Source organism: Paenibacillus sp. TAF43_2 (genome assembly GCF_052113545.1).
Classification (GTDB): Bacteria; Bacillota; Bacilli; order Paenibacillales; family Paenibacillaceae; genus Pristimantibacillus.
The window spans coordinates 1-23,184 of sequence record NZ_JBFRDK010000103.1 but is presented as its reverse complement, the minus strand read 5'-3'; the positions used below and the strand labels follow the sequence as shown (position 1 = coordinate 23,184).

Annotated in this window: 15 protein-coding genes and 1 riboswitch; of the genes, 13 read left to right on the top strand and 2 right to left on the bottom strand. The window is 44.7% G+C overall.

From position 1 onward, the window contains the following. The 6 genes from AB4Z17_RS20645 to AB4Z17_RS20620 all read left to right on the top strand — a co-directional run. On the top strand, positions 1–717 hold a 717-nt coding region (locus tag AB4Z17_RS20645), incomplete at its 5' end, for an ABC transporter ATP-binding protein (RefSeq protein ID WP_441961789.1). 14 nt (positions 718–731) lie between these two features. Next, a riboswitch (cobalamin riboswitch) is annotated at positions 732–932 on the top strand. 176 nt (positions 933–1,108) lie between these two features. Next, positions 1,109–1,876, top strand: a complete 768-nt coding sequence (locus AB4Z17_RS20640; protein ID WP_441961787.1) for a DUF4430 domain-containing protein — start codon at positions 1,109–1,111, stop codon at positions 1,874–1,876. Next, positions 1,869–2,738, top strand: a complete 870-nt coding sequence (locus AB4Z17_RS20635; RefSeq protein WP_441911097.1) for an energy-coupling factor transporter transmembrane component T — start codon at positions 1,869–1,871, stop codon at positions 2,736–2,738. The genes AB4Z17_RS20640 and AB4Z17_RS20635 overlap by 8 nt, the downstream gene beginning before the upstream one ends. Next, positions 2,729–4,378: an ABC transporter ATP-binding protein gene (locus AB4Z17_RS20630; RefSeq protein ID WP_441911095.1), complete on the top strand. Its 1,650-nt coding sequence runs from the start codon at positions 2,729–2,731 to the stop codon at positions 4,376–4,378. Before AB4Z17_RS20635 ends, AB4Z17_RS20630 begins: the two co-directional genes overlap by 10 nt. Continuing rightward, positions 4,366–5,052, top strand: coding sequence for an ECF transporter S component (locus tag AB4Z17_RS20625; protein WP_441911093.1), 687 nt, complete (start codon positions 4,366–4,368; stop codon positions 5,050–5,052). Before AB4Z17_RS20630 ends, AB4Z17_RS20625 begins: the two co-directional genes overlap by 13 nt. A gap of 102 nt (positions 5,053–5,154) precedes the next feature. Next, positions 5,155–5,799, top strand: coding sequence for an HNH endonuclease (locus AB4Z17_RS20620; RefSeq protein ID WP_441961785.1), 645 nt, complete (start codon positions 5,155–5,157; stop codon positions 5,797–5,799). 122 nt (positions 5,800–5,921) lie between these two features. Here the strand turns inward: AB4Z17_RS20620 and AB4Z17_RS20615 are convergent, their stop codons facing one another. Then, the gene (locus AB4Z17_RS20615; protein WP_441961783.1) at positions 5,922–7,940 is read right to left on the bottom strand and encodes a serine hydrolase; all 2,019 of its coding nucleotides are present in this window, start codon (positions 7,938–7,940) and stop codon (positions 5,922–5,924) included. Between the two features lie 481 nt (positions 7,941–8,421). On the opposite strand from AB4Z17_RS20615, the gene AB4Z17_RS20610 reads away from it, so the two are divergent. The 3 genes from AB4Z17_RS20610 to AB4Z17_RS20600 all read left to right on the top strand — a co-directional run bounded on the left by AB4Z17_RS20610 (position 8,422) and on the right by AB4Z17_RS20600 (position 15,603). Continuing rightward, positions 8,422–11,646, top strand: coding sequence for a glycosyl hydrolase (locus AB4Z17_RS20610; RefSeq protein WP_441961781.1), 3,225 nt, complete (start codon positions 8,422–8,424; stop codon positions 11,644–11,646). Positions 11,647–11,806: 160 nt separating this feature from the next. Next, on the top strand, positions 11,807–13,240 hold the full coding sequence (locus tag AB4Z17_RS20605; protein ID WP_441961779.1) for a cellulase family glycosylhydrolase: 1,434 nt from the start codon (positions 11,807–11,809) through the stop codon (positions 13,238–13,240). Between the two features lie 113 nt (positions 13,241–13,353). Further along, positions 13,354–15,603, top strand: a complete 2,250-nt coding sequence (locus tag AB4Z17_RS20600) for a CBM35 domain-containing protein (protein WP_441961777.1) — start codon at positions 13,354–13,356, stop codon at positions 15,601–15,603. Positions 15,604–15,653: 50 nt separating this feature from the next. Here AB4Z17_RS20600 and AB4Z17_RS20595 read toward each other — a convergent pair whose 3' ends face one another. Then, positions 15,654–16,658, bottom strand: coding sequence for a LacI family DNA-binding transcriptional regulator (locus AB4Z17_RS20595; protein WP_441911081.1), 1,005 nt, complete (start codon positions 16,656–16,658; stop codon positions 15,654–15,656). Between the two features lie 517 nt (positions 16,659–17,175). Here AB4Z17_RS20595 and AB4Z17_RS20590 point away from each other — a divergent pair. The 4 genes from AB4Z17_RS20590 to AB4Z17_RS20575 form a co-directional block, all read left to right on the top strand. Further along, a complete protein-coding gene (locus AB4Z17_RS20590) occupies positions 17,176–18,537 on the top strand; it encodes an ABC transporter substrate-binding protein (protein ID WP_441961775.1) in 1,362 nt (453 codons plus the stop codon). 202 nt (positions 18,538–18,739) lie between these two features. Next, positions 18,740–21,643, top strand: a complete 2,904-nt coding sequence (locus tag AB4Z17_RS20585; protein ID WP_441961791.1) for an extracellular solute-binding protein — start codon at positions 18,740–18,742, stop codon at positions 21,641–21,643. Then, positions 21,643–22,566, top strand: coding sequence for a carbohydrate ABC transporter permease (locus AB4Z17_RS20580; RefSeq protein WP_076266687.1), 924 nt, complete (start codon positions 21,643–21,645; stop codon positions 22,564–22,566). The genes AB4Z17_RS20585 and AB4Z17_RS20580 overlap by 1 nt, the downstream gene beginning before the upstream one ends. Positions 22,567–22,570: 4 nt before the next feature. Beyond that, on the top strand, positions 22,571–23,184 hold a 614-nt coding region (locus tag AB4Z17_RS20575; RefSeq protein WP_441961773.1), incomplete at its 3' end, for a carbohydrate ABC transporter permease.

The window sequence follows — 23,184 nt, the reverse complement described above, 5'->3', positions numbered from 1 at the left end:
GGGAATGGCAACTGTTTTTGTTTATCATTGGTTGGGAGAGAAGAAATCCAGATGAACTTTTTTGAGCTGACTAACGTTTCTTTTAGCTATGATAATGGGAAAAAGAGTGTATTGGAAAACTTTACGATGCAAATGCAGAAGGGTGAAGTTGTTGGAGTGCTTGGTCAAAGCGGTTGCGGGAAAAGCACGCTGCTGCGGATTATTGCCGGGCTTGAGATTCCTGCCTCGGGACGTATTGCCGCTGGCGGCAGGGTTTTAGTAGATGATCAGCAGTTTATTCAGCCTGAGCAGCGCGGCATAGGCATGGTGTTTCAGGATTATGCATTGTTTCCTCATCTGACTGTCGGTCAAAATATATTATTTGGTTTACATCGATTATCAAGAAAAGATAGATTCAAACGGCTGGATGAAATGCTGGAGCTGATACAGTTAAATGATTTCGTCAAGCGTTATCCGCATGAGCTTAGCGGAGGTCAGCAGCAGCGTGTTGCTTTTGCTCGTGCGCTTGCCCCGTCTCCCTTGATGCTGTTGATGGATGAGCCATTTAGCAGTTTGGATTCTCACTTAAAGCAAAGCATTCGGGAGGAGCTGAAGCGTTTGCTTCACAAAGCCCAAATTACGTGTATGTTCGTCACCCATGATCAAGAGGATGCAGCTGCTATTTGCGATCGAATCATTCAAATCCCATATAGACAAACCCCGGCAATCCCGATATGATTGATTAAATAATCGCATAATTGAATAGAGAAGGTGCAAACAAAAGCATGCTTTTGTTTGCTTAATAGGGAAGTCCGGTTCAATGCCGGCGCGGTCCCGCCACTGTATGTGAAGAGTGATTCTCTGCAAATGCCACTGTCCGATTCAAGGATGGGAAGGTGTGAGAATCGCGTTGACGCACGAGCCAGGAAACCTGCCTTTTTTATTTTGTTTCTCATTCTTCGGGGGTAAAGAATGTGGAGGCGTAATCGTTTTGCAGGACGCATCATATATTTTAGTTATATACGGTTGCTATTCTTACATTCGACATGCAGATCCCCTAATAGAAGGGGGTCTTTTTTTTATTGTTAAGGTTTGTGTGAATGAGACAAAAAGGAGTAGAAAACAGACGATGGCAAAGATTTGCAAGAAATGGTTACCAAGCTTAATCATCCTATGGCTGTTTATTGGTTTATTAGCTGGCTGTGCCAGTCCGGCACAAAACGTTAATTCCAATACCAATCAAGTGCAAACCAGCAACGAAGGACAAGTGGGAAAAGAAGTGGAGAAAGCCGCTGATGAGCAGCCAACGAGTACTTCAGCATCAGAAACGGCAGAGGCAACGCAGTTGCCTAGCGAAGATAAAGATCAAGCGAAGGCAACTGACAACGCTGGCGATAAGCAAGTTACGCCTTCCCCGAAGCCGAAGCAGACAAATGAGCCGAAATTGGATGATCCAAAAACGAAGCCTACTGCTTCTGCGAAACCAAACAAAACAGATGGTACGACTACGACAAAGCCCGTCACGCCTGTTGCAACGCCGAATCCTGTGCAGACGGTTACGATTTCAATTGTCGCGGACAAGGATACGGGAACGGTGCTTGCTCCAACAGTCGTAGAGTTCAAGAAGGATGATACCGTTCTTGATGTATTGAAGAAAATTACGAGAAAAAACAAAATACAAATGGAATACAGAGGTGTTAAAGGCGGTGCTTATATCGAAGGCATCGACAATATTTACGAATTCGATTTGGGCGCGAAGAGCGGCTGGATGTACCGAGTAAACGGTGAGTTTCCTAACAAGGGCGCCGGGGTTTACAAGGTTGATGAAGGCGATGTTATTGAATGGTTGTACACGACTGATCTTGGCGAGGATATAGGAGCAAAATTCGATGAATAGTGCGTTCGGTTCGGTACATCCGGTTACGAGCTTCAGTTATTATGCTGGAGTCATTACATTCGGCATGCTCTTATTTCATCCTGTTTTCTTATTGACGTCACTTGCTGCGATTACGGTTATTATTGTCATTCATGGCGAAGGGAAGCGGCTGCTTAAGCTGCTTCCTTATTATGTTCTAATGGGCGGTTTGGTTGCTGTTCTCAACCCGCTGTTTTCTCATCGCGGGCGGCATATTTTATTTTATTTTATGGATCAGCCGATCACGCTGGAAGCTATTTTATATGGTGTGACGATGATGCTCTCTTTATTGTGCATTTTATTAGCCTTTGTATCGTTTCAGCAGATTGTTACGACGGAGAAATGGATGTATTTATTTTCACGAGTCGCTCCGCGAACTGCACTGCTAACCTCGATGTCGATTCGGTTCGTACCGCTTTTCTTGCGGAGACTGGATCAAATTACTACGGTTCAACGAATAAAAGGGGTTTCGATTCTCGAAGGCAGCTTGAAAAAACGGAGCAAGGACGGCATGCTGCTCGTTCGTGTACTATTGACCTGGTCCTTGGAGGAATCGCTTCAGACCGCTGATTCTATGAAAGCTAGAGGGTATGGCGCAGCAAAACGAAGCTCTTATGTCATCTATCGTATGGATCGTAGAGATTGGTATGTTCTATTGTTTCTTGGAGCAATGGCACTCGTATGCATTTGGGGCTGGATGCAAGGTTTTGGTGTGCTTACTATTTACCCGCGTCTGGAAACAATGCAGTTCCATAGGGGGGAAGGCATTGCATACGCTTGCTATTGCGCCTTTCTGTTAACACCAGTCGTACTTGAAGAAATGGAGAGAAGGTCATGGAAGTAATTCAGGTTGATCAATTAACGTTCCATTATCCGGAATCAACGGTTGCAGCACTCGATAACATCACTTTAAATATCAAGCCAGGCGATTTTGTCGTCCTTTGTGGAGCATCCGGCTGCGGCAAAACGACGCTGCTTCGGCACTTGAAAAAAGAAACGCAGCCTACGGGGAAACGCTCAGGCACCATTAAGTATAATTGTGTATTGCTAGAGGAGCTGCCAGCGGTCGAAGCGGCTGAACAGATCGGCATGGTATTTCAAAACCCTGAAAATCAAATTGTGATGGATCAGGTTTGGCATGAGCTGGCTTTTTCCATGGAAAATGTCGGTTATGGGCAAGCGGTTATGCGTAAAAGACTAGCCGAAATGAGCCATTTCTTTGGGCTGGATGAGCTCATTAACAAATCCGTTCATGAAATATCGGGGGGACAGAAGCAGCTGATCAATCTTGCTTCAGTATTGCTGCTGCAGCCAAAGCTGCTTCTATTAGATGAGCCCACCTCGCAGCTTGATCCGGTAGCGGCGCGAGATTTTCTGCAGTTTATTTATCGGCTGAATCAGGAAATGTCGATGACGGTTATTATAAGCGAGCATCGGCTGGAGGATGTTATTCCACTTGCAGATCGAATCATTATGCTGGAGGAAGGCAAAGTGAAATACGACGCGCCGCCGAGGGAGCTATGCCGGCTCGTTGGTGCTGATGCAGCGCAAAAAGATATGCCATACCTGCCTTCCGTTACAAAGCTGTTTCTATCTGCCCAGAAGGCTGGCAATCTACCAGAAGCAAATCAAATTCCGCTTACCGTGCGTGAAGGGAAGAAGTGGCTCTCCAATGTTTTCGGGATACATACAATAGCCGCAAATCAATCAGGAAACAACGAAAGCAGCGAGCTCGAAAAAAAGGAATGGCTGCTTGCTTGTGATGAAATAACGTTTAAATACGAAAAAGCGAGTGCAGAGGTGTTGAAGAAGCTGTCGCTTAACGTGTACAAGCATGAGTTTTTGGCGGTGCTCGGCGGCAACGGGGCTGGAAAAACAACGATGCTGCAAATGATGGCCGGATTATTAAAGCCGCAGCGAGGCAAGTTGAAGCGGGATAAATCGATTAAAGTTGGTTATTTAGCGCAAAATCCACTGCTTTATTTTAGCTACGATACAGTTGAAGAGGAGCTTCAGCGAATGGCGGATTACGCCAAACTCGATGATCGGGATCGGAAAATAGCTCAGGTTGTCGATTCTCTGCAGATTTCCTCTATTTTGCCGAAGCATCCTTATGATTTGAGCGGAGGAGAGCAGCAGAGAGCGGCGCTCGCGTTAGTGCTGCTTGGCGAGCCGGATGTTCTTTGCTTGGATGAGCCGACAAAGGGGCTTGATCCCATAGCCAAGCAGCGAACAGCGGAGCTGCTGCAGCAGTTATGCCAAGCTGGCAAAACCATAGTCATGGTCACGCATGATATTGAATTTGCTGCCGTGCATGCAACGCGCTGCGCGATGCTGTTTGATGGAGCAATATCTGCTGAGGCGGAGCCGGCGCAATTTTTTGGTACTAATTATTTTTACACAACAGCCATCAATCGAACGGTGCGGGAATGGCTGCCAGAAGCGCTGACGACAGAGGATGTGATTGCAACGTGGGCAAAATAAAGCTCTGGTTCTTAGCCAGCATTGGACTGTTCATCGCAGCTATGGCCTTATCCTCTGCCATTACCGATGATCATTATTTAATGCTAAGTATCGTGCTGCTATTTGTCACGATGATTCCTTTTTTTGCAAGGTTTGAGAGACGGAAGATCGAAGCGCGCGAGATTGTTATCCTTGCTGTGCTGGCGGCCATTGCGGCCATTAGCCGCGTACCGTTTGCGCCGCTGCCAAGCGTTCAGCCCACATCCTTCGTCATCATTATTGCTGCCATTGTGTTTGGAGCTGAATCGGGTTTCATTATCGGCGCAATAGCTGCAGTCGTATCGAATATCTTTCTAGGTCAAGGCCCGTGGACGCCGTGGCAAATGTTTTGCTGGGGGATGATCGGGGCTAGTGCGGGGTGGCTGCGGCATACTTGGCTCATCAAAACAAAGACCGGCTTGCTCGTATTTGGTTTTGGATGGGGCTTCTTGTTTGGCTGGATTATGAATATTTGGTTTATCATCGGATTGCCGGACGCGCTGAGCTGGAATTTGATTTTTGTTGCCTACATTCAAAGCTTTTATTTTGATCTTGCTCATGCGCTGTCCAATGTTTTTTTTCTCGCCGTGTTTGGGAGCAGCTGGATTGCCATTTTGCAGCGCTTCAAGAGGAAATACGGTTTATTGGAATCATAGGTTATGTGCTATTTTCCCCTCGAACCTATATTAGTGCTACAATAGTATAAAAACACGAGGGGACGAATTCGGCTGCGTAGCTAATCATATGCTCCGGAAAAAATGATGGATGATACAGAACCTCTTGCTGCCAAACCATGCGCCATTTGCAAGGAAACGAAACCGCTCTCTGAGTTTCTGCGGCGAACGGGCAAACGAGCCGGCGCTGGTGCAAGGCGAGGTGCATGCCGAGCTTGCAGGCAAGCGAAAGCGGCTTTAGCTCCATTGCCGGATGTTCAACTTAATGATTATAAAGCAACACGAAGAAAAGCTCATCCCAGCAAACCATTCCCGGTTCCACCGATGACATCCATAGCGCTGCCGAATGATCCGGCAGCACTAAAGCCTACGCGTCAAGGTACGATTTGGATGAGAGGCAAGACGGATAAAGGACGGCGCTGGTATCAAGAAATTGAGCCAGAGCTTGCGATAACGCTGGTGAAGGAGCATGCAGCGGTTATCGTCAATCGCCATACGATACGCCGATTGTTCAGCAATAAGGAATTCCGGCGCTACATCTTGGAGCGTGACCATCACATTTGTTATTTTTGCGGGGAGCAGGGGGATACGATCGATCACTTGCTGCCGCGCGCTAAGGGCGGGCATACAACGCCGGATAATTGCGTCTGTGCTTGCAATGCTTGCAACCAATCGAAGGCGGATCAAGACCTGCAAACGTTTATGAGCGGTGATGAGCTTATTCCTTAGAAGCATTAATGAATGATTGTGTGATCCCTTTGTTGTACTGCTTTCGTAACAACTGACGTTTATACAAAAAAAGACTGCATAGTCCGCCTTGATGAAGGGCGACTACGCAGTCTTTCTTTTTATTAGATGCCTGCGCTTGACGCAAACAATTTAGCGAAACGGTTTAAAATCGCAGCAGCTTCCTTATTGAGCAGCGGATCTCTCGAACGGAAATCTGTACCTTTATCAGCCGTTTTTATTTCTGGTCCATATAAACGAGTTCCAACAATGAATTGAACCGCTTCTTCGGCCCAAGCTGAAGTCTTGCCGCTCAGCTTCGCTGAAATGGGAGGGAAACCAAGAAAACGTGATAATCGATAGATAATGACAGCAGCTTCTTCCCTTGTGATCGATCGGTCAGGTTCAAATCTCTGGGCTGAAGTACCGCTTAATACGTGAATCTCTAGCAATGTTTGAATTTCTGATTCATATGGATGAGCCTTTAAATCCGTGAATTTAGAGGGTTGGTGTGATTTGGTAATACCTGCTAGTCGTACAATCTGAGCTGCGAATTGTGCACGAGTCGTTTTTCCTTCTGGTTCGAAAAGGGTAGACGTTGAATTCAAAACCCCGCCCAAATCACGTAAAGTATAAATGTCATCGGCATACGGATGATTGCGCGGTACATCTGAATAAGTAGGTGATGGGGTTATACGTTCACACCAAGCATCAATAAGTAAATAATAAAAGTATGAGATATTGCCAGCTTCATCTTTTTTAAATGCGCCAAGTTTTCCATCTTCATCTTGGAACAGCAGCTCGCCAACGGGTTTTAGTTTCCTAATGCTATTGGGTCCGGCAACGGATAAATAACCATCTTCCGCCTTTACTTTGTAATAAACGAGCGGGGCGCGCAAATACTGGTAGCTGCCTTCAAAGCGTGCTAATTGTGCCTTGGTAAGTGCAATGGCTGGCCGCTCTTTCTCTGTTTTAGGGTAATAATGATCCATAAACGCGGCGAACAGCTGCTCACGTATATCGCTGGCATCGCTGTTCGTTACAACAAATCCGCCTACCTTTTGTTCAGGCAGCAGCCACATCCACGAATGATAGCCCTCCAAATCTCCGCCCTTTCCAATGACAGTCTCGCCATTGAAATGTTCTTGGAAAAACATCTCAAAACCTAAAGCCATGTTCGGAATTTCCGAATGAATGCCAACCTGTACCCGCTGCATCTCCTTAACTGTATTTTCCTGTAAAATACGATTTTCACCAAGCTTGCCGCCATTTAATTGAGCGAGCATAAATTTGCTCATATCCGTGCTTGTTGCGAACATGCCCCCGTCTGGCGCTATTGTAGGCGTGAGCTGGTATTGCGGCCAAGGCTCCTTTAATTGGTTATAGCCGGTAGCAAGGTTTTCCAGCACTTTATCCGTCATCCGGAAATCACTGTTTGTCATTTGCAGCGGACGGAATATTTGATCATCAATGACTTGTTCGAATGGCTTGCCAGTCACATTTTGCACGATTAATCCTTGATAATTGAAAGCTAAATTATCATAGCGATAAGCCGCTCCCGGCTTACGCACGATGGTAGGTAAATTCTCTTTAATATATTGTTCGAGAGGATAGTCTTTGCGGGTCGCATCTGGAGCAGTCAACACATCTGTTTTGTCGAAACCTGTTGTATGAGTCAATAAATGTCGCATCGTTAGTTTGCTGCCGGTCTCATTGGGAATCGTCACGCCTTTCAAATAGGAGCTTACATCCTGATCCAAATCTATTTTGCCTTCTTCTACGAGCTGCATGACGGCTGTTGCTGTAAATACTTTGGATATGGAAGCTATTCTGAACATGGTTTTATCAGGATCAACAGGTTTCTTGCTCTCCACATCGGCATAACCATAACCTTTGTTCAGCAGCACTTTATCATTGCCCACCACTACCACTGCACTACCAGCTAGCGAGCTCGCAACCTCTGGACGTTTAAAGAACTCATTTACAAACGCCTCAACTTCCTTAGCATCCTTGGGGCCAGTTGCATCTGCTGCCTCAACACTCTTTGCAGGCAATGAGATGGCCGAAAAGGCGATCACTGCTGCGAGCAGGGCGGGAGCCCAAGCTTTCCTGCTTTTCCTTCTTTGTTGAAACACCAACATCATTGATTTCCATCCTTTCGATTAATATGTAATTTATTTCCTCTTAACTTTAATGGATTCGCCATTTCATCAAATCAGTCATTGGTCTAATTGTTACCTAGACTTTAGTCGAAAGGGTAGGTTTTGTTTGCAAGGTTTATGAAAAATGTTATTCATTTGAGCTAGCAAATGAGACAAAGTGCAGCATTTATACGGCTAAATTCGACAATAACAAAATTAAAATTGTTATTATAAAGTTATTTATTATTTTTATTGCAAACATAATGTTATTTATGTTATCTTCTCAATAACGAAATGCTGCTTGTAAATTTACCCATGCAGCAAGATGCTCCTGTTCAAGTAACTTAGCTACTTACGTTTACTAAACGTAGAAAGGAGGTGATTCATTTTTGAAAGCGTTTTCTAGCGGGGCTGATTATACTATCGCAAGGCGCACGTCCCAAAAGCATAGCTTCATCATTATGAATTAGAGGTGACGAATGAAATGGGTTTTAACTACCGATGGGGAACACGCAAGGTTTTGTTTTATGCTTTGATCCTAATGTTTGTTATGGGGGCCATTCCTCTCTACCCTTATGTAAACGCGACTGCATCTGCTTTTAAATATGAAGCGGCAAGTGCAGAAGTAGAGGGCGCTGCACAATTTTTAACTACAACTGCAGGAGGTGACATTCAATATATTGGAAACGGTTACATTTCATTTTTCACTGGCGATCCTGGAGCTGCAGCCTTTCATGTTCAAGCAGCAGCAACTGGCTTATATAAGCTGAACATTGGTTATTACTCGCCTTATGGACGGAAGGTAACGTCGCTGCTCGTAAACGGTCAGAGCAACGGGGAGATTGAGCTGCCTGCGATTGCGGAAGCTGGCTCTGTTTCATCAGAAGCTTCCGCAGGGAAAGTTATGCTCAAGCAAGGCGACAATACGATTCGTTTTGAAAGAGGCTGGGGTTATTATGGCATTGAATACATTACGCTTGAATCCGCGGATACCGTTACTGTGCCAGATACCAGCCAATATGAAGCGGAAGCGGGGATTTTGGCGGGTGGAGCGGAAATACGCTCTACTGGAAACGGCTATTCCGGCGACGGTTATGTTTTTATTCCTGGAGGATCTGTTGAGTTAAATGTATCGGCGCCTGCTGAAGGTTTTTATACGCTGGATTTTGGTTACAGAGCTTCTTACGGCTTCAAAAAAACGCTAATAACCGTTAATAAAAATGAAGCCGGGGCTTCAGGGTTTGAAGTTGATCTTAATGAATCAGCTGAATTTGTTGAAATATCGGCAGGTAAGGTTTTTTTGAATGCAGGAAACAACACGATAACCTTTGATGCCAATTGGAGTTGGTATGACATTGATTATATAAAGCTCACTCCAATGCCTATCGAGAACAAAGAGCATCAAGTTCCAAAGTCGTTGATCAACCCAAATGCGACAAGGGAAGCGCGTGCGCTCATGAATTATTTAGTTGATAACTACGGCAAAAACATCATTTCCGGCCAGCAGGAATTATCTGATGCGGAGTGGATTTATGAAAAAACCGGCAAGCTTCCAGCGATGGTTTCCTTCGACCTTATCGACTATTCTCCTACACGGGTAGCTCATGGAACGAAGTCAGAGGAAACAGAAAAAATGATGGAATGGGCGGAGAGAGGCGGGATCGTATCCCTTTGCTGGCATTGGAATTCGCCAAACGGTTTAATCGATGTGCCGGGCAAAGAATGGTGGAGAGCCTTCTACACCGACTCCACAACGTTTGATGTTGAGTATGCGCTTAGTCATCCGGATTCAGAGGAGTATAAGCTGCTGCTCAGTGACATCGATGTAATTGCCATTCAGCTGAAGAGGCTTCAGAATGCGAATATTCCTGTTCTATGGAGACCGCTGCATGAGGCAGAGGGAGGCTGGTTCTGGTGGGGCGCCAAAGGACCAGAATCCGCCAAGCAGCTATATCGATTGATGTATGAGCGGTTAACAAACGAGCATCAATTGAACAATTTGATTTGGGTGTGGAACTCCATGTCATCCGACTGGTATCCAGGAGATGATGTGGTTGATATTATTAGCACCGACATTTACAACCAAGCAGGCGATTATAGCCCAAATATTAATAAATATGATCGTCTAGTAGAGGTCGTCAAGGATCGCAAGCTCGTGGCGCTTCCGGAGACAGGAACGATTCCAGATCCTGATTTGCTGCCTTTATATGGTGCAGACTGGAGCTGGTTCAGCACATGGACGGGTGATTTTATTAGAAACGGTATTTATAATACGGCTGAGCATCTTACTCATGTCTTCAACCATGAATATGTCATTACGCTCGATGAGCTGCCCAGCAACTTGTCAACCTATGGCCTGAAAGCGCCGGTGTGGACAAATGCCGAGTTAAAAGCAGCGAACGTCAAACAAACGAGCGCCACCTTGTCATGGAGCGGTGCATCAAGCGAGCAGGAAATAATTAATTATTCGATCTATAAAAACGGAATTCAGCTGGCTGAGGTGAATGGCTCCAGCAGCAGCTATGAGGTTAGCGGACTTGCAGCGAATACAAAATATACGTTTAAAGTAGAGGCGGCCACACGAGATGGAGTTTGGAGCGATGGCGGCCCTCAACTTGAAGTAACTACTATGTCTGACCCCATTGTAACGCCGTCTAATCCAGATACAAGCCAGCCTCCTGCATCGGGACCTGGCGACAAACAAACGATTCAGCTTAATAGCGCAGAGTTTGAGGCAGCTGTCGCCAAAGCTCAAAAGGGTACAATCCTTGTTACCGGAACTCCAGTAGCAGGAGCTAAGGAGGTAAAGGTCAATATTCCAGCTGAGCAAATAGCTAAAGCTTTAGACAAAGGGCTTGAGCGATTAGAAGTGAATATCGGTTTTGCTGCGATTACAATTTCACTTTCTGAATTATCAAGCCATTTAAGCGGAACATCTGCAACGATTACGTTCACATTCTCTATTGTCGATCCATCCCAAATGAGCGATCTTGCCAAAGCTAAGCTTGGCGGCGCACAGGTTTATGGCCTGAATCTTGACATTGACGGAAAGAAAATAACAACATTTCATGCAGCATCCTTAAAAGTGGCTTTGAATTATTCATTAGCCTCAGTCGCAAATCCAAACACGATCGTGACATACCACATCAAAGAAAACGGCGAGCTTGAGGTTGTAAAAAACAGCTATTACGATGCAACAACAAAAAAAGTTATTTTTCATCCCACTCATTTCAGTCAATATGCAGCTGCGGCAGCAGACGTGTCATTCAAGGATAAAGGCTCATCCGCAGCAAGCCAGGACGCGATCGATTATTTGGCTGCAAGAGGCATCATACAGGGAAAAGGCGATGGTTTATTTAAGCCTCTTGACCTTGTGACAAGAGCGGAGTTTGTTCAAATCATTATTCAAGCGTTTGATTTGAATGACAATACCGCCAGCAACACATTTAACGACGTTCCGAGTGAAGGCTGGTATACCAAGGCTGTTTCAACAGCTCAAAAGCTTGGGCTTATTAAAGGAAAAGAAAACGGAAGTTTTGGTCCGCGCGAAGCCATGACTAAGCAGGATGCGGCAGCAGTGTTGGAACGCGTCGCCAAGCTTATAGGAATTACAGCATTCAAAAGCAATGATGCCACTGCATCAAAGTCGGTTGTGAATCGTGAGCAAGCGGCTGAAATGGTTTCTAATTTGATGCGGACTATCGATTAAGGAAAACGCAGGAAGCAGGTGAAAGGGGGTGGTAGGCTTTCATAATAATGTCAACGTCTTTGAAGTAACAGGCAACCAGATCAAACACTAAGAACCTAGGGCTGCAACACAAAAAAACAGTTGGAGGGATTTAGTTATTATGATGATCAGGAGATTAAAAATGACGTTTATGTTTGTTCTTATGCTTGCGCTTGTTGTGCCTTTTATTTCGAGTGAACAAATTCATGCGGCTAACGGTTTTTATGTAAGCGGCAACAATTTGAAGGATGCAAACGGGAATAACTTTGTCATTCGAGGTGTCAATAATGCTCACGCATGGTTTGATACACAAGCGTATGATGCGCTAAGCACGATTAGTTCGAAAAAAGCGAACGCTGTTAGAATCGTCTGGACGACAAGCGGTTCGGCATCGCGGTTGCAGCAAATTATCGATCGTTGCAAACAGCTCGGCATGGTTGCCATTGTTGAACTGCATGATGCAACAGGCTCTAACAGCGCAACTGCATTAAATAATATGGCTAGTTATTTTGCCAGCAGCGCGGTTAAAACGATTTTAACGAACAATGAAAAGTATGTGCTCGTTAATATCGCTAATGAATGGGGCGATGGGAATCTTGCGGATACCGCTTGGCGCGATGCGTACAAGACGGCTATTTCAACCATTCGAAATGCTGGAATTCATAACACGATTATCGTTGACGCCTCAGGCTGGGGACAAAATTCTTCACCAATCAAAGCATATGGCAACGCGCTCCTCACTCATGATCCGGATCATAATGTCATGTTCTCCATTCATATGTACGGCTCATGGAATGATTCTTCTCGGATTGGCACGGAGCTGCAAGCGATTAAAAATTTAGGGTTGGCTGTTATGGTTGGAGAGTTTGGCTATAACTACAACAACGGCAATAACAACTTGGGAAGTCAAGTTAATGCACAAGAGGTCATGAACCAAAGTCAGGCGAAAGGCATCGGTTATATGGCATGGTCGTGGACAGGAAATGATTCGGCGAATTCGTGGCTGGATATGACGACAAGTGATTGGCAGACGCTTACTACATGGGGCAATCTTGTCATTAACGGAACAAATGGCATTTGGGCTACTTCTACAAAAGCTTCCGTGTTTAATAGCAGCAGCAGCTCTACGTTGTACGATTTTGAAGGCGGAAATGCACAAGGCTGGACGGCATCAAACGTTGCTGGCGGGCCTTGGTCTGTAACGGAATGGGCGGCAAGCGGCAGCAGCTCGCTCAAAGCAGACGTTACGTTAGGCGGCGGTCAATATTATTTGCAATATGCGGGTGCTAATAATTTCAGCGGCAAATCTTCTGTTTCTGTTAAAGTGAAGCATGCTGCGTGGGGAACCTTTGGCAGCGGCCTGCAGGCGAAGCTGTTTATTAAGACGGGCTCCGCTTACACTTGGTATGATTCAGGATCGGTAAACATCAATTCATCGGGTGCAACTACGATTTCACTCAGCTTATCTGGAGTAGCCAATTTGGGTGATGTGCGTGAAGTGGGCGTTCAGTTCATTTCACCTACTAACTCAAGTGGATCAACTTCGGTTTATGTAGACAGTGTTGTGCTGCAATAACGAAATGGATAGGTACTCAAAGGATAGGGAAAGGGCTGGATTCCAGCCCTTTTCCTTGTCTGAAATGATTATTTGCAGCATGCAGAGTAAATAAGTAGAAGGTTGGATGGAAGATGCAAAATAAGCAGGCTATACGAAGCCGTAACAGGAAGTGGCTCATATTATTTGGTATTATTATCGTTTTTTTAATTGGAGTGATTGTGATGAAGCAAGCAGATACACAAACAACTAAAAATGAATGGATTGTTCCAACCGTATTGCCACAGGAGACATTGGCTGCATCCGGGGAGGAACATCGGATATTGGGAACGACACTAACGTTAGAGGCAGAGGATGGAGAACTGACTGGATTAACTATCTCAGAGGATGATGGTGCATCAGGCGGTAAATTCGTGGAGGGCTTTGATACGAGCGGCGATAATTTGAGATTTCTTATGGATATAGAAGCTGAGGGCACATATATGATTTTAATTCGGTACAAAACGGCAGGAGGAGATAAGCCGAATTTTATAGCCTTGGATGGAGAACGGCTTGCTGAATATACATTTAAGGATACGGCTGTATGGAAGGATGCTGTGATCGGACAATATGATTTGAACGCAGGAAAGCATACGTTTGATATTTCAAATAGCTGGGGCTGGATTGCCATTGACTATATTCAATTAATTGGAGGTTCTGACGGCAATGTTACGCGTGTTGCGCTCCATTTAGAAAGTGAAAGCACAGGTCCGTCTGATGCTGCGGTTACGGTCGCGGCTCGTGCTGACCATTCTGCGGAATATCGTTTTTTTGCTCGTGAAAAAAAAGGAGATTGGATGCCGTTAAACGAGTTTAGCAGACATCATCAATATACCTTTCTTCCCCCTGCAGCAGGCGATTATGAGCTCAAGGTACTGGCGCGCGGATTAAATGCCAGAGCAGAAATGGAAGCAGAAGCAGTTATATCCTATAAGGCATTACCTGCCTATATAGGCAAGCCCTTATTGAATCCGATGTTCGGTGATCACATGGTTCTTCAAAGGGATAAGCAGGCAGCCATATGGGGCTGGGCAGAGCCGAATACGAAAATAACCGTCCAAATGAATGATCATGCAATTTCTGGGTTAACAGATGCCGATGGCTATTGGAAAATAGAATTGGGTGTTTTTTCAGCAGGAGGACCTCATCAAATAACGGTTAGCAGCAGCACAGAGAGGATTGAGCTCGTTGATGTTTTGTTTGGTGATGTATGGCTCAGCTCGGGGCAATCCAATATGGAGTTTAAGCTGCCCGCTGTAATGAATGCGGCAGAGGAAATGAAACAAGCAAATCATCCCAATATTCGATTTATGAAAATACCGCAAGCAACAAGTCCTGTTCCGCTATCCATGGTAGACAAGGGAACCAAATGGCAGAAGGTGACATCCGATTCAGCTGTGGATTTCAGCGCCGTAGCTTATTTTTTTGCCCGTAAAATAAACAAGGAAACCAATGTACCTATCGGCATTCTCTTCTCAGCTGTTGGCGGTACAAAAGCAGAATCATGGACAAGCTACCCTATGTTGCAAAGCAATCCAGATTTTACAGCAGCAGCTGATGAGATTAAAACAGGCGCAGTGATGATTGAGACAGCTAAATCACCGATCGCTCTTTTTAATGGGATGATTGCGCCCCTTACGCCTTACAAATTAAAAGGTGTGCTCTGGTATCAAGGTGAAAGCAATTGGGGAGAGCGTCGCTATAACAAGCTGCTGCCTGATCTGATGAAGGATTGGCGCTTAGCTTTTTCGGATGAACGTCTGCCGTTTATAATCATTCAAATTTCAGCATTTGGCACCGTTCAAAGCGAAGCTAATCCGGCGCAAAAAAATGAAGGACTGCCGGAAATACGCGAAGCTCAGCTCAAAACGGTGCAGGATGATAACCACGCATGTCTTGTTGTCACAACAGATGTAGGAGATAGCGCTGATATCCATCCAACGAATAAGCAGGATGTCGGCTGGCGATCTGCATTGTGTGCTTTAGGCAAATTTGACAACCATACGATTGAATATTCAGGACCCATATATACGTCGATGGCGAAGGAAGGAGCGGCCATTCGTCTTTTTTTCGAGCATGCTGATTCAGGCTTAATGGCAGGAATAAAGGCTGGACTTGAACCTGTACAGGAGGAGAAATCAGGCAAGCTGATTGGTTTTGCAATTGCGGGGGAAGACAAGAGATATTATGCTGCTAATGCCCAAATTGATGGCAACTCGGTCATTGTATCATCGGATAAGGTTGCTGAACCAGTATCGGTAAGATATGGCTGGAGCGATTCACCGACGATTAATTTGTATAATAAAGCAGGACTTCCCGCATCGCCATTTCGAACGGATTCTTAAAAAAACACTGCAAAAGGAGGATGACCGCTAGGGCCATCCTCCTTTCATGTTTAATTTCGGAAAATAATCTCAGCTTGAATTAGCGTCTTTTCGTAGCTCGTTGTTGCATTGAGTATTCTCCATAGCATCTGGTCAACAGCACGTTTGCCCAGCAGCTCCTTATCTACATTAACAGTAGCCAAAAAAGGAATCTGAGGATGGGTATTGTCGAAGCCGGTAAAAACGAGCGTTTCTGGAATATACATGCCGATATTTTTTAATGTATCTAACGCAAAAGAGGCAAATATATCATTGGCGCAAACAAATACTTCAGGTAAACCATACTCCTCAATAGCAGCTTTGAATGTATCGTGAAAGTTTTCAATTTCTGGTCCCATAAGAGAAGGAATTTGCTTTAGTTCAATATCATTGTCCTCGAGAGCTGAACGGAAACCAAGGAAACGCTCATAGAAGCTTTGCGCATCTCTAATATTTCCTAAAAATTGATAGTTTTTGTACCCTTTTGTAATGACGGCGTTCATTATTTCTCTCATGCTGGACAAGTTGTCTGTAAAAATCGAGTCGCAGTGAAAGTTTGGATCGTAATGATCGACCATCACGACAGGAATGCCGAGCCGTTTAATATCAAGCAGCACAGAGGTAGAAATAGAGCCTACAGTAATAATGCCCATAATGGCTTCTGGGTTTAAAAGTGAGAACATGGAGTCGTTAGTAGGCTCGGTTAATGTAAGGATGTTAATGCCCTTTTGGTTCAGCCTTGTAGATATGCCGTTAAAGATTGGACCCCAATATAAGGAATCAGTATTTTGATAACGAACATTTGGGAAAAGCACTAGAATGGTTCCGGACCAGCTTCGTGATTCTGTATCCATCAGCTCGCTTGAAACAGGAGGCGTCTGAGCGTCCTTAAAATAACCAAGCTGTCCTGCAGCTCTTAATATTACTTCTCTTGTTTGTGGACTAACCCCCGATTTCCCGGCTAACCCTCGTGATACTGCGAATTTTGACAATCCTGTATAATCGGCAATTGATTGAATCGTTACCTTCCGGCGCATAAATTTCATCCTACCTTAATTAGTTAGTTTGCCAAGCCATCTATATGTAAAGATCTCCATTATTATATGTGAAGAAATGCTAGTCATTATTTTACCGTATTGTTACTAACAATTAAACTTGTTTTTTAATTGCTAAAAAATATTAAACATTATTATTTTATTTAGAGTTTTATTTAGGAAGTTCATTCACCTCAATGCTTTATTATTGTCTTTTTGTTATTTTGTTATGTAGATAAATATAGCTGTTTTTTCAAGGGTATACAAGCGATAAAACGGAATTTAACTTATTTTTTTAAAAATATCAGCGCGTTTAGATAACAAATAAAAAACAATTGACCAGTTTTGTTTTTGATGTTATATTCGTTATGCAAAACGAAATAACAAATTACGGAAATCAAATAACGAAAAGGCGGTGAGGTTAGCTGTTGGGTTTTTCAAAGTTTAGGAATGAAAGCGCTTTTAAATGGGGATTTTTACTTTATACCAACTGATGAATGTAAAAATGGGAGGTTCGGTCATGAGAAAAATACAAGGTTTGTCCATTTTGGTGTTATGTTTCATGCTCATACTTACAGCTTGCAGCGGCGGGAACGGCGGAAATAAAGGAACGAATAACGCTCCAAAAGAAAGCGCTGTCACTAATCCGACTGCAGCACCTGAGGAAGCCACAGCAACACCAGAACCTGTCGATATGGGTGGACGCGTTATTAAAGTAGCTGCATGGTGGGATTTGACACCAGCAGGAGCAACGGCTTCCGAGAAAGAGCGTCTCGCTAAAATTGAAGAAGTCGAAAAAAAATATAATGTGAAAATCGAATTCGTAAACGTTCCTTTTGAAGAGTACATGCCGAAGTTTACGGCTACTGTCCTGACAGGTGAGCCTTTCGCAGACATCGTTCAAATGGAATACAAAGCAGCATTGCCGGCTGTATTGAAAGGCCAGCTGCTTCCGATCAGCGAGTTTACAACTTCAGCTAATAACATCAACAACGATGCAAACTTGATGGCCAAAGCGCCTGCTATAGCTGGCGGCGAATATGCATTTGACAATCCAGGTTCAGGCGGTACAGCCATGCACTACAATCGCGATTTGTTCAAAAAACTTGGCCTTCCGGATCTTCAAGAGCTTTATGCAGGCGGCCAATGGAACTGGGACAAGTTTTTGGAAATTGCAAAGCTAGCAACGAAGGATACAGACAATGACGGAAAAATTGACGTTTATGGCTTCTCAGGCTGGTCCATTGATATTTTCCGCAACTTTACGGCTGCAAATGGCGGCAAAATCGTTGACGAAGGAGCAGGCGTTCAAGGCTTAACCGATCCAAAAACGATTGAAGCGGCAGAGTTTGTTAACCGTCTATACAACGTTGAGAACGTTATGAAAATTAAAACAGGCGACAGAATGAATTATGAAGAATTCAACACGTTTAAAGACGGCGATGTAGCGATGTTCCAAGCACCGGCGTGGAACATTGGTGAATTAACGTTCGATATCGGTGTTGTGCCAATTCCGAATGGGCCACAAGGAAGTCCAGAAGTTACTTATGCGAACCCTGGACAAGCGGCTAAATTTATTCCAAAAGGCGTAAAAGACGCGCAATTGGTTTACCAAATTTACGAAGAAACATTTGATATTACTCAAACGGAAGAATTCCCAAGCCAAGAGTGGCTGGAAGGGCTCTACAATCACGAGGAAGATGTAGCTATGCAGCGTGATCATATTACGAACACAGGCCAAATCTTGCTGGATGATGCTTTCCCTGATTTCCCTACTGGGAAGTTCGTTACAGATATTATCGTAAATAATCAATCAGTGACTGCGACTGCTGAGAAGTATAAGCCGGAAGCAGAAGCGTCCATAGCCAAGCTTTCTAAGTAATTGAAGGCAGCGGTTTAATGTACAGGTCGGGGGACGTCTTTCATGACTTCCCCCGATTGTATGAGAACGAGGAAAATAAATGCTAGAAGATATATGGGCTTATATTTCACCATCAAACGTGAGCTTCCCCGCCTATGGACGGAGAAACCGTTTATGCATGTAAGGAGGACCTCTGGTGATAAGCAATTTGCGGCTAACCAATATGGCAAGGAAGCTAGTCCCTTTTGTTTTGGCAGTTTTAATGGTACTTCCGTCAGTRCCTAAGGTGCATGCAGTCGGCAGTTCGGATAATGCGCTGACGGAGGAGTCCGTTCAATCCGGATCGACGCAGATCTCGGCTTATAATGAACAAAAATATCATGAATATGTCTCGCAATATGAGGCGGCAGCCCGTCCAGAGCGGGAAATCGTATTAGAAGCAATCAATTACAGCCATATAGAGGGTGCTGAGTTCGAGAAGCTTAACAACTACGAGGGTATGGACGGATCTTCCTTGTTAACAGGCGAATCGGGCAAAGTGGAATGGTCATTTGATGTGGCTGATGCGGGTCTTTACAATCTTTCTTTGCTCTATTATCCCATTGAAGGAAAAAGCTCAGCGATTGAACGGGATTTATTCATTGACGGAAAACGTCCGTTCAGAGAAGCTGCTTTCCTGCAATTTGACCGTGTTTGGGATAATCAAGCAGCTCAAGTTGTACAGGACAATCAAGGCAATGATCTCAGACCAAAGCAAGTGGAGAAGCCGAGATGGAGCGAGAAAACATTTCAAGATTCCGATGGTTACGAGAATGAGCCTTTCTTATTTTATTTTTCGCAGGGCAAACATACGATTACGCTTGAATCTACACGGGAACCGATGGTCGTTAAACAATTGAAACTATTTCAACAGCCTGCTCCACTACCCTATGAACAGTTGCTTAAGCAGTATGAAGCAGATGGTATGAAGGAAACGAGCGGCCAATTGATTACGATTGAAGGCGAGGCTTCCACAGCAAAGTCTTCACCTACCTTGTATCCGCTAAGCGAGCGTTCAAGTGCTGCAGTATATCCTTACAGCTCTTCAAAAATAAAAATAAATACGATTGGCGGCTTGAACTTTCGTCTTCCTGGTCAATGGATGGAATGGGAAATTGATGTCCCTGAAACGGGGCTTTACCAAATTGCCTTTAAAACGCAGCAAAACTTCGTTAGAGGCATTTATTCGACTCGTACATTAACCATTGACGGCGAAATTCCTTTTAAGGAAATGGAAAAGGTTGCGTTTCGTTATAAGAGCTCCTATCGGCTTGATGTGATGGGTGGAAAGTCTCCTTATTTATACCGCCTGGAAAAAGGAAAGCATACACTCAGGCTTGAGGTAAGCCTAGGCGAGTTTGCCCCGCTCATTCGAGAGGTTGAAAGCAGTCTTTATAATTTGAATGAAATGTATCGCAAAATATTGATGATTACGGGAACAAAGCCCGATGAATACCGTGATTATCAGATTGAGAAAAAAGTTCCCAACATACTTAACGTTTTTGAAGAAGAAAGTGAACGTCTTAAAACCATTGCCGCGCAGCTCGTCAAATTATCAGGACAATCCAGTGACCAAGAGGCTCTTCTAAAGACGATGTCACTGCAATTGGATGAGATGGTTGAGAAGCCGGATACCATTCCGAGAAGGCTTGGAGCCTACAAGACAAACACGGGCGGACTAGGAACTTGGGTTCAGCAAGCAAGGCAGCAGCCGCTTGAGATCGATGCGCTGTATGTCGCTTCACCAGATAAGAAATTCCCTAAAAAAGGAATGGGCTTCGCCGCGAATCTTAAGCATCAATCTGCAACCTTTATTTCTTCTTTCTTTACCGATTACAATCAGATCGGAAATATTTCTGAGGACGCCGACCAAAGGTCGATTACCGTATGGATCGGAAGCGGACGGGATCAAGCCAACACGATGAAGGCGATGATTGACGAAACCTTTACATCCGTTACCGGCATTAATGTCAACTTGAAGCTGGTAAACATGGGAACACTGCTGCCTGCAACGCTGGCGGGCCAAGGTCCCGACATCGCCATGCAGATTGAAAATGATTTGCCTGTTAACTTTGCGATGCGTAACGCTTCAACTGATTTGACACAGTTTGCTGATTTCGAAGAGGTCAGTGAACGTTTCCGTCCAAGCGCAGTTGTTCCATACAGCTATGATGGCGGGGTTTATGCGTTGCCGGAAACACAAACGTTCAACATGCTCTTTTATCGTAAGGATGTGCTTGATCAGCTGGATCTGGAAATTCCGCAAACTTGGGATGAAGTTTCTAATTTACTAGCCGTTCTAAGTAAAAATCATATGCAATTCGGTTTGCCAGTTGTGGCACAAGCTGCTGTTCAAGGGCAAAACATACCGCCAAACTCGATGTATGCGGCACTATTATTTCAGAATGGCGGACAGCTATACCGCAATGATGGCAAAGAATCCGATCTGGATTCACGCATCGGCATCGAAACATTCAAGCAATGGACGGAGTTTTATACCGATTATAAATTAGAACGGGAATATGATTTCTCCAATCGCTTCCGTACGGGGCAGATGCCAATAGGCATTGCAGATTATACAACCTATAACCAGCTGTCTGTATTTGCGCCAGAAATTCGCGGCATGTGGGGCTTCGCTCCTGTTCCGGGAACCATCCAGAAGGATGGCTCCATTAATCGTGAGGTGCCAAGCGGAGGCAGCGCTGTCGTAATGATGAAGAAGGCGAAGGACAAGGAAGCATCATGGGAGTTCATGAAATGGTGGACCAGCGAAGCGACACAAACGGTGTTTGGTCGTGAAATGGAAGGTTTGATGGGCGCAGCAGCCCGTTATCCGACTGCCAATATCAAGGCACTCGACAGCTTGCCATGGCCGGTTGCCGATTACGAAAACTTGAAGGCGCAATTTGAATGGGTACAAGGGGTGCCGGAAGTGCCAGGCGGATATTTCACAGGCCGACATTTGTTTAATGCTTTCTATAAGACGGTAGTTGGTCAAGTGCAGGCGCGCGAATCGATTATGGACTATGTCCAATATATGCAGGATGAAATTACGACGAAACGAAAAGAGTTCGGGTTGCCGCAATAATGGAGGGAGGGTCAAGCGTGCAAAATTGGTGGAACCTGAAGCTGCGGGAAGTGAAGGCAAACAAACACTCCTACATATTGCTGGCGCCTTACATGGTTTTGTTCGCCGTGTTTACAGTACTGCCGGTTTTGGTGTCGGTGGTGCTTAGCTTTACGTACTTCAATATGCTGGAGTTTCCAAAGTTTGTCGGCTGGCAGAACTATACGCGTTTATTTCTAGATGATGATGTATTCCTCATTGCCGTAAAGAACACGCTGTTGTTCGCTGTAATAACGGGACCAATTAGTTATATCGCGTGTTTTGTTTTTGCATGGATTATTAATGAGCTGTCTCCAAAGCTGAGAGCGATAATGACTCTCGTATTTTATGCGCCGTCCATATCCGGAAATGTGTATTTTATATGGCTGATGATTTTCTCCGGCGATCGCTATGGTATTGCCAACGGTTTTTTATTGAAGCTGGGCATCATCTTGGAGCCGCTTCAATGGTTGAAAAAAGAGGAATACATTTTGCCGATCATCATTCTTGTTCAGCTTTGGCTTAGTCTTGGAACGGGTTTCCTTGCTTTTATTGCAGGTTTGCAAACCGTTGACCGGACATTATATGAGGCTGGCGCAGTCGATGGCGTGAAGAATCGCTGGCAGGAGCTTTGGTACATTACATTGCCTTCGATGCGGCCGCAGCTGATGTTCGGGGCAGTCATTCAGATTACGACGGCATTTGCAGTGGCTGATGTTTCGATCGCTCTCGCAGGGTTCCCAAGCGTCAACTATGCAGCTGAGACGATAGTTACTCACTTAATCGATTTCGGTACTACCCGTTTTGAGATGGGTTACGCTTCTGCCATCGCTTCTGTGTTATTCATGATTATGGTGGGATCGAATCTCATCGTTCAAAAACTTCTTCGCAGGGTAGGTGAATAAGTTCATGAACTTCTCCTTTCGAATCCCGAGGAAACGGGTAAATCGATCGTTCTGGGGCAGCTTCTCGCTTTTTGTTTTGCTTACGGCGTTTGGTGCGTTCATGATCGTGCCGCTAATCTATGCGATCAATAATGCCTTTAAACCGTTGGATGAAATATTTATGTTTCCTCCGACATTATTTGTTCGAAACCCGACCATGAACAACTTTATCGATTTATTTGCATTGTTAGGCAATTCATGGGTTCCTTTTTCAAGATATATTTTCAACACAGTTTTCATTACCGGCATGGGTATCATTGGACATGTACTGCTAGCGTCGGCAGCTGCTTATCCGCTAGCCAAGCATAAGTTTCCAGGTAAAAGCTTCATGTTCAGCATTGTCGTTTTATCCTTGATGTTTACGCCAGCCGTAACAGCTATTCCAAACTATATGATCATGTCATGGTTAGGCTTGATCGACACGTATTGGGCAGTCATCATTCCAGCTTTTGCTTATTCGCTTGGTCTCTATCTAATGAAGCAATTTATGGAGCAAATTCCTGATGTGCTGTTAGAGGCGGCGAAAATTGATGGAGCAAGCGAATATCGAATTTTCTGGACCATCGTAATGCCCAATGT

Bases quoted from the DNA above. Each gene is read 5' to 3' on its own strand.
- AB4Z17_RS20640 (WP_441961787.1), top strand. From the start codon at position 1,109: ATGGCAAAGATTTGCAAGAAATGGTTACCAAGCTTAATCATCCTATGG.
- AB4Z17_RS20635 (WP_441911097.1), top strand. From the start codon at position 1,869: ATGAATAGTGCGTTCGGTTCGGTACATCCGGTTACGAGCTTCAGTTAT.
- AB4Z17_RS20630 (WP_441911095.1), top strand. From the start codon at position 2,729: ATGGAAGTAATTCAGGTTGATCAATTAACGTTCCATTATCCGGAATCA.
- AB4Z17_RS20620 (WP_441961785.1), top strand. From the start codon at position 5,155: ATGATGGATGATACAGAACCTCTTGCTGCCAAACCATGCGCCATTTGC.
- AB4Z17_RS20615 (WP_441961783.1), bottom strand. From the start codon at position 7,940: ATGATGTTGGTGTTTCAACAAAGAAGGAAAAGCAGGAAAGCTTGGGCT.
- AB4Z17_RS20610 (WP_441961781.1), top strand. From the start codon at position 8,422: ATGGGTTTTAACTACCGATGGGGAACACGCAAGGTTTTGTTTTATGCT.
- AB4Z17_RS20605 (WP_441961779.1), top strand. From the start codon at position 11,807: ATGACGTTTATGTTTGTTCTTATGCTTGCGCTTGTTGTGCCTTTTATT.
- AB4Z17_RS20600 (WP_441961777.1), top strand. From the start codon at position 13,354: ATGCAAAATAAGCAGGCTATACGAAGCCGTAACAGGAAGTGGCTCATA.
- AB4Z17_RS20595 (WP_441911081.1), bottom strand. From the start codon at position 16,658: ATGCGCCGGAAGGTAACGATTCAATCAATTGCCGATTATACAGGATTG.
- AB4Z17_RS20590 (WP_441961775.1), top strand. From the start codon at position 17,176: ATGAGAAAAATACAAGGTTTGTCCATTTTGGTGTTATGTTTCATGCTC.
- AB4Z17_RS20580 (WP_076266687.1), top strand. From the start codon at position 21,643: ATGGAGGGAGGGTCAAGCGTGCAAAATTGGTGGAACCTGAAGCTGCGG.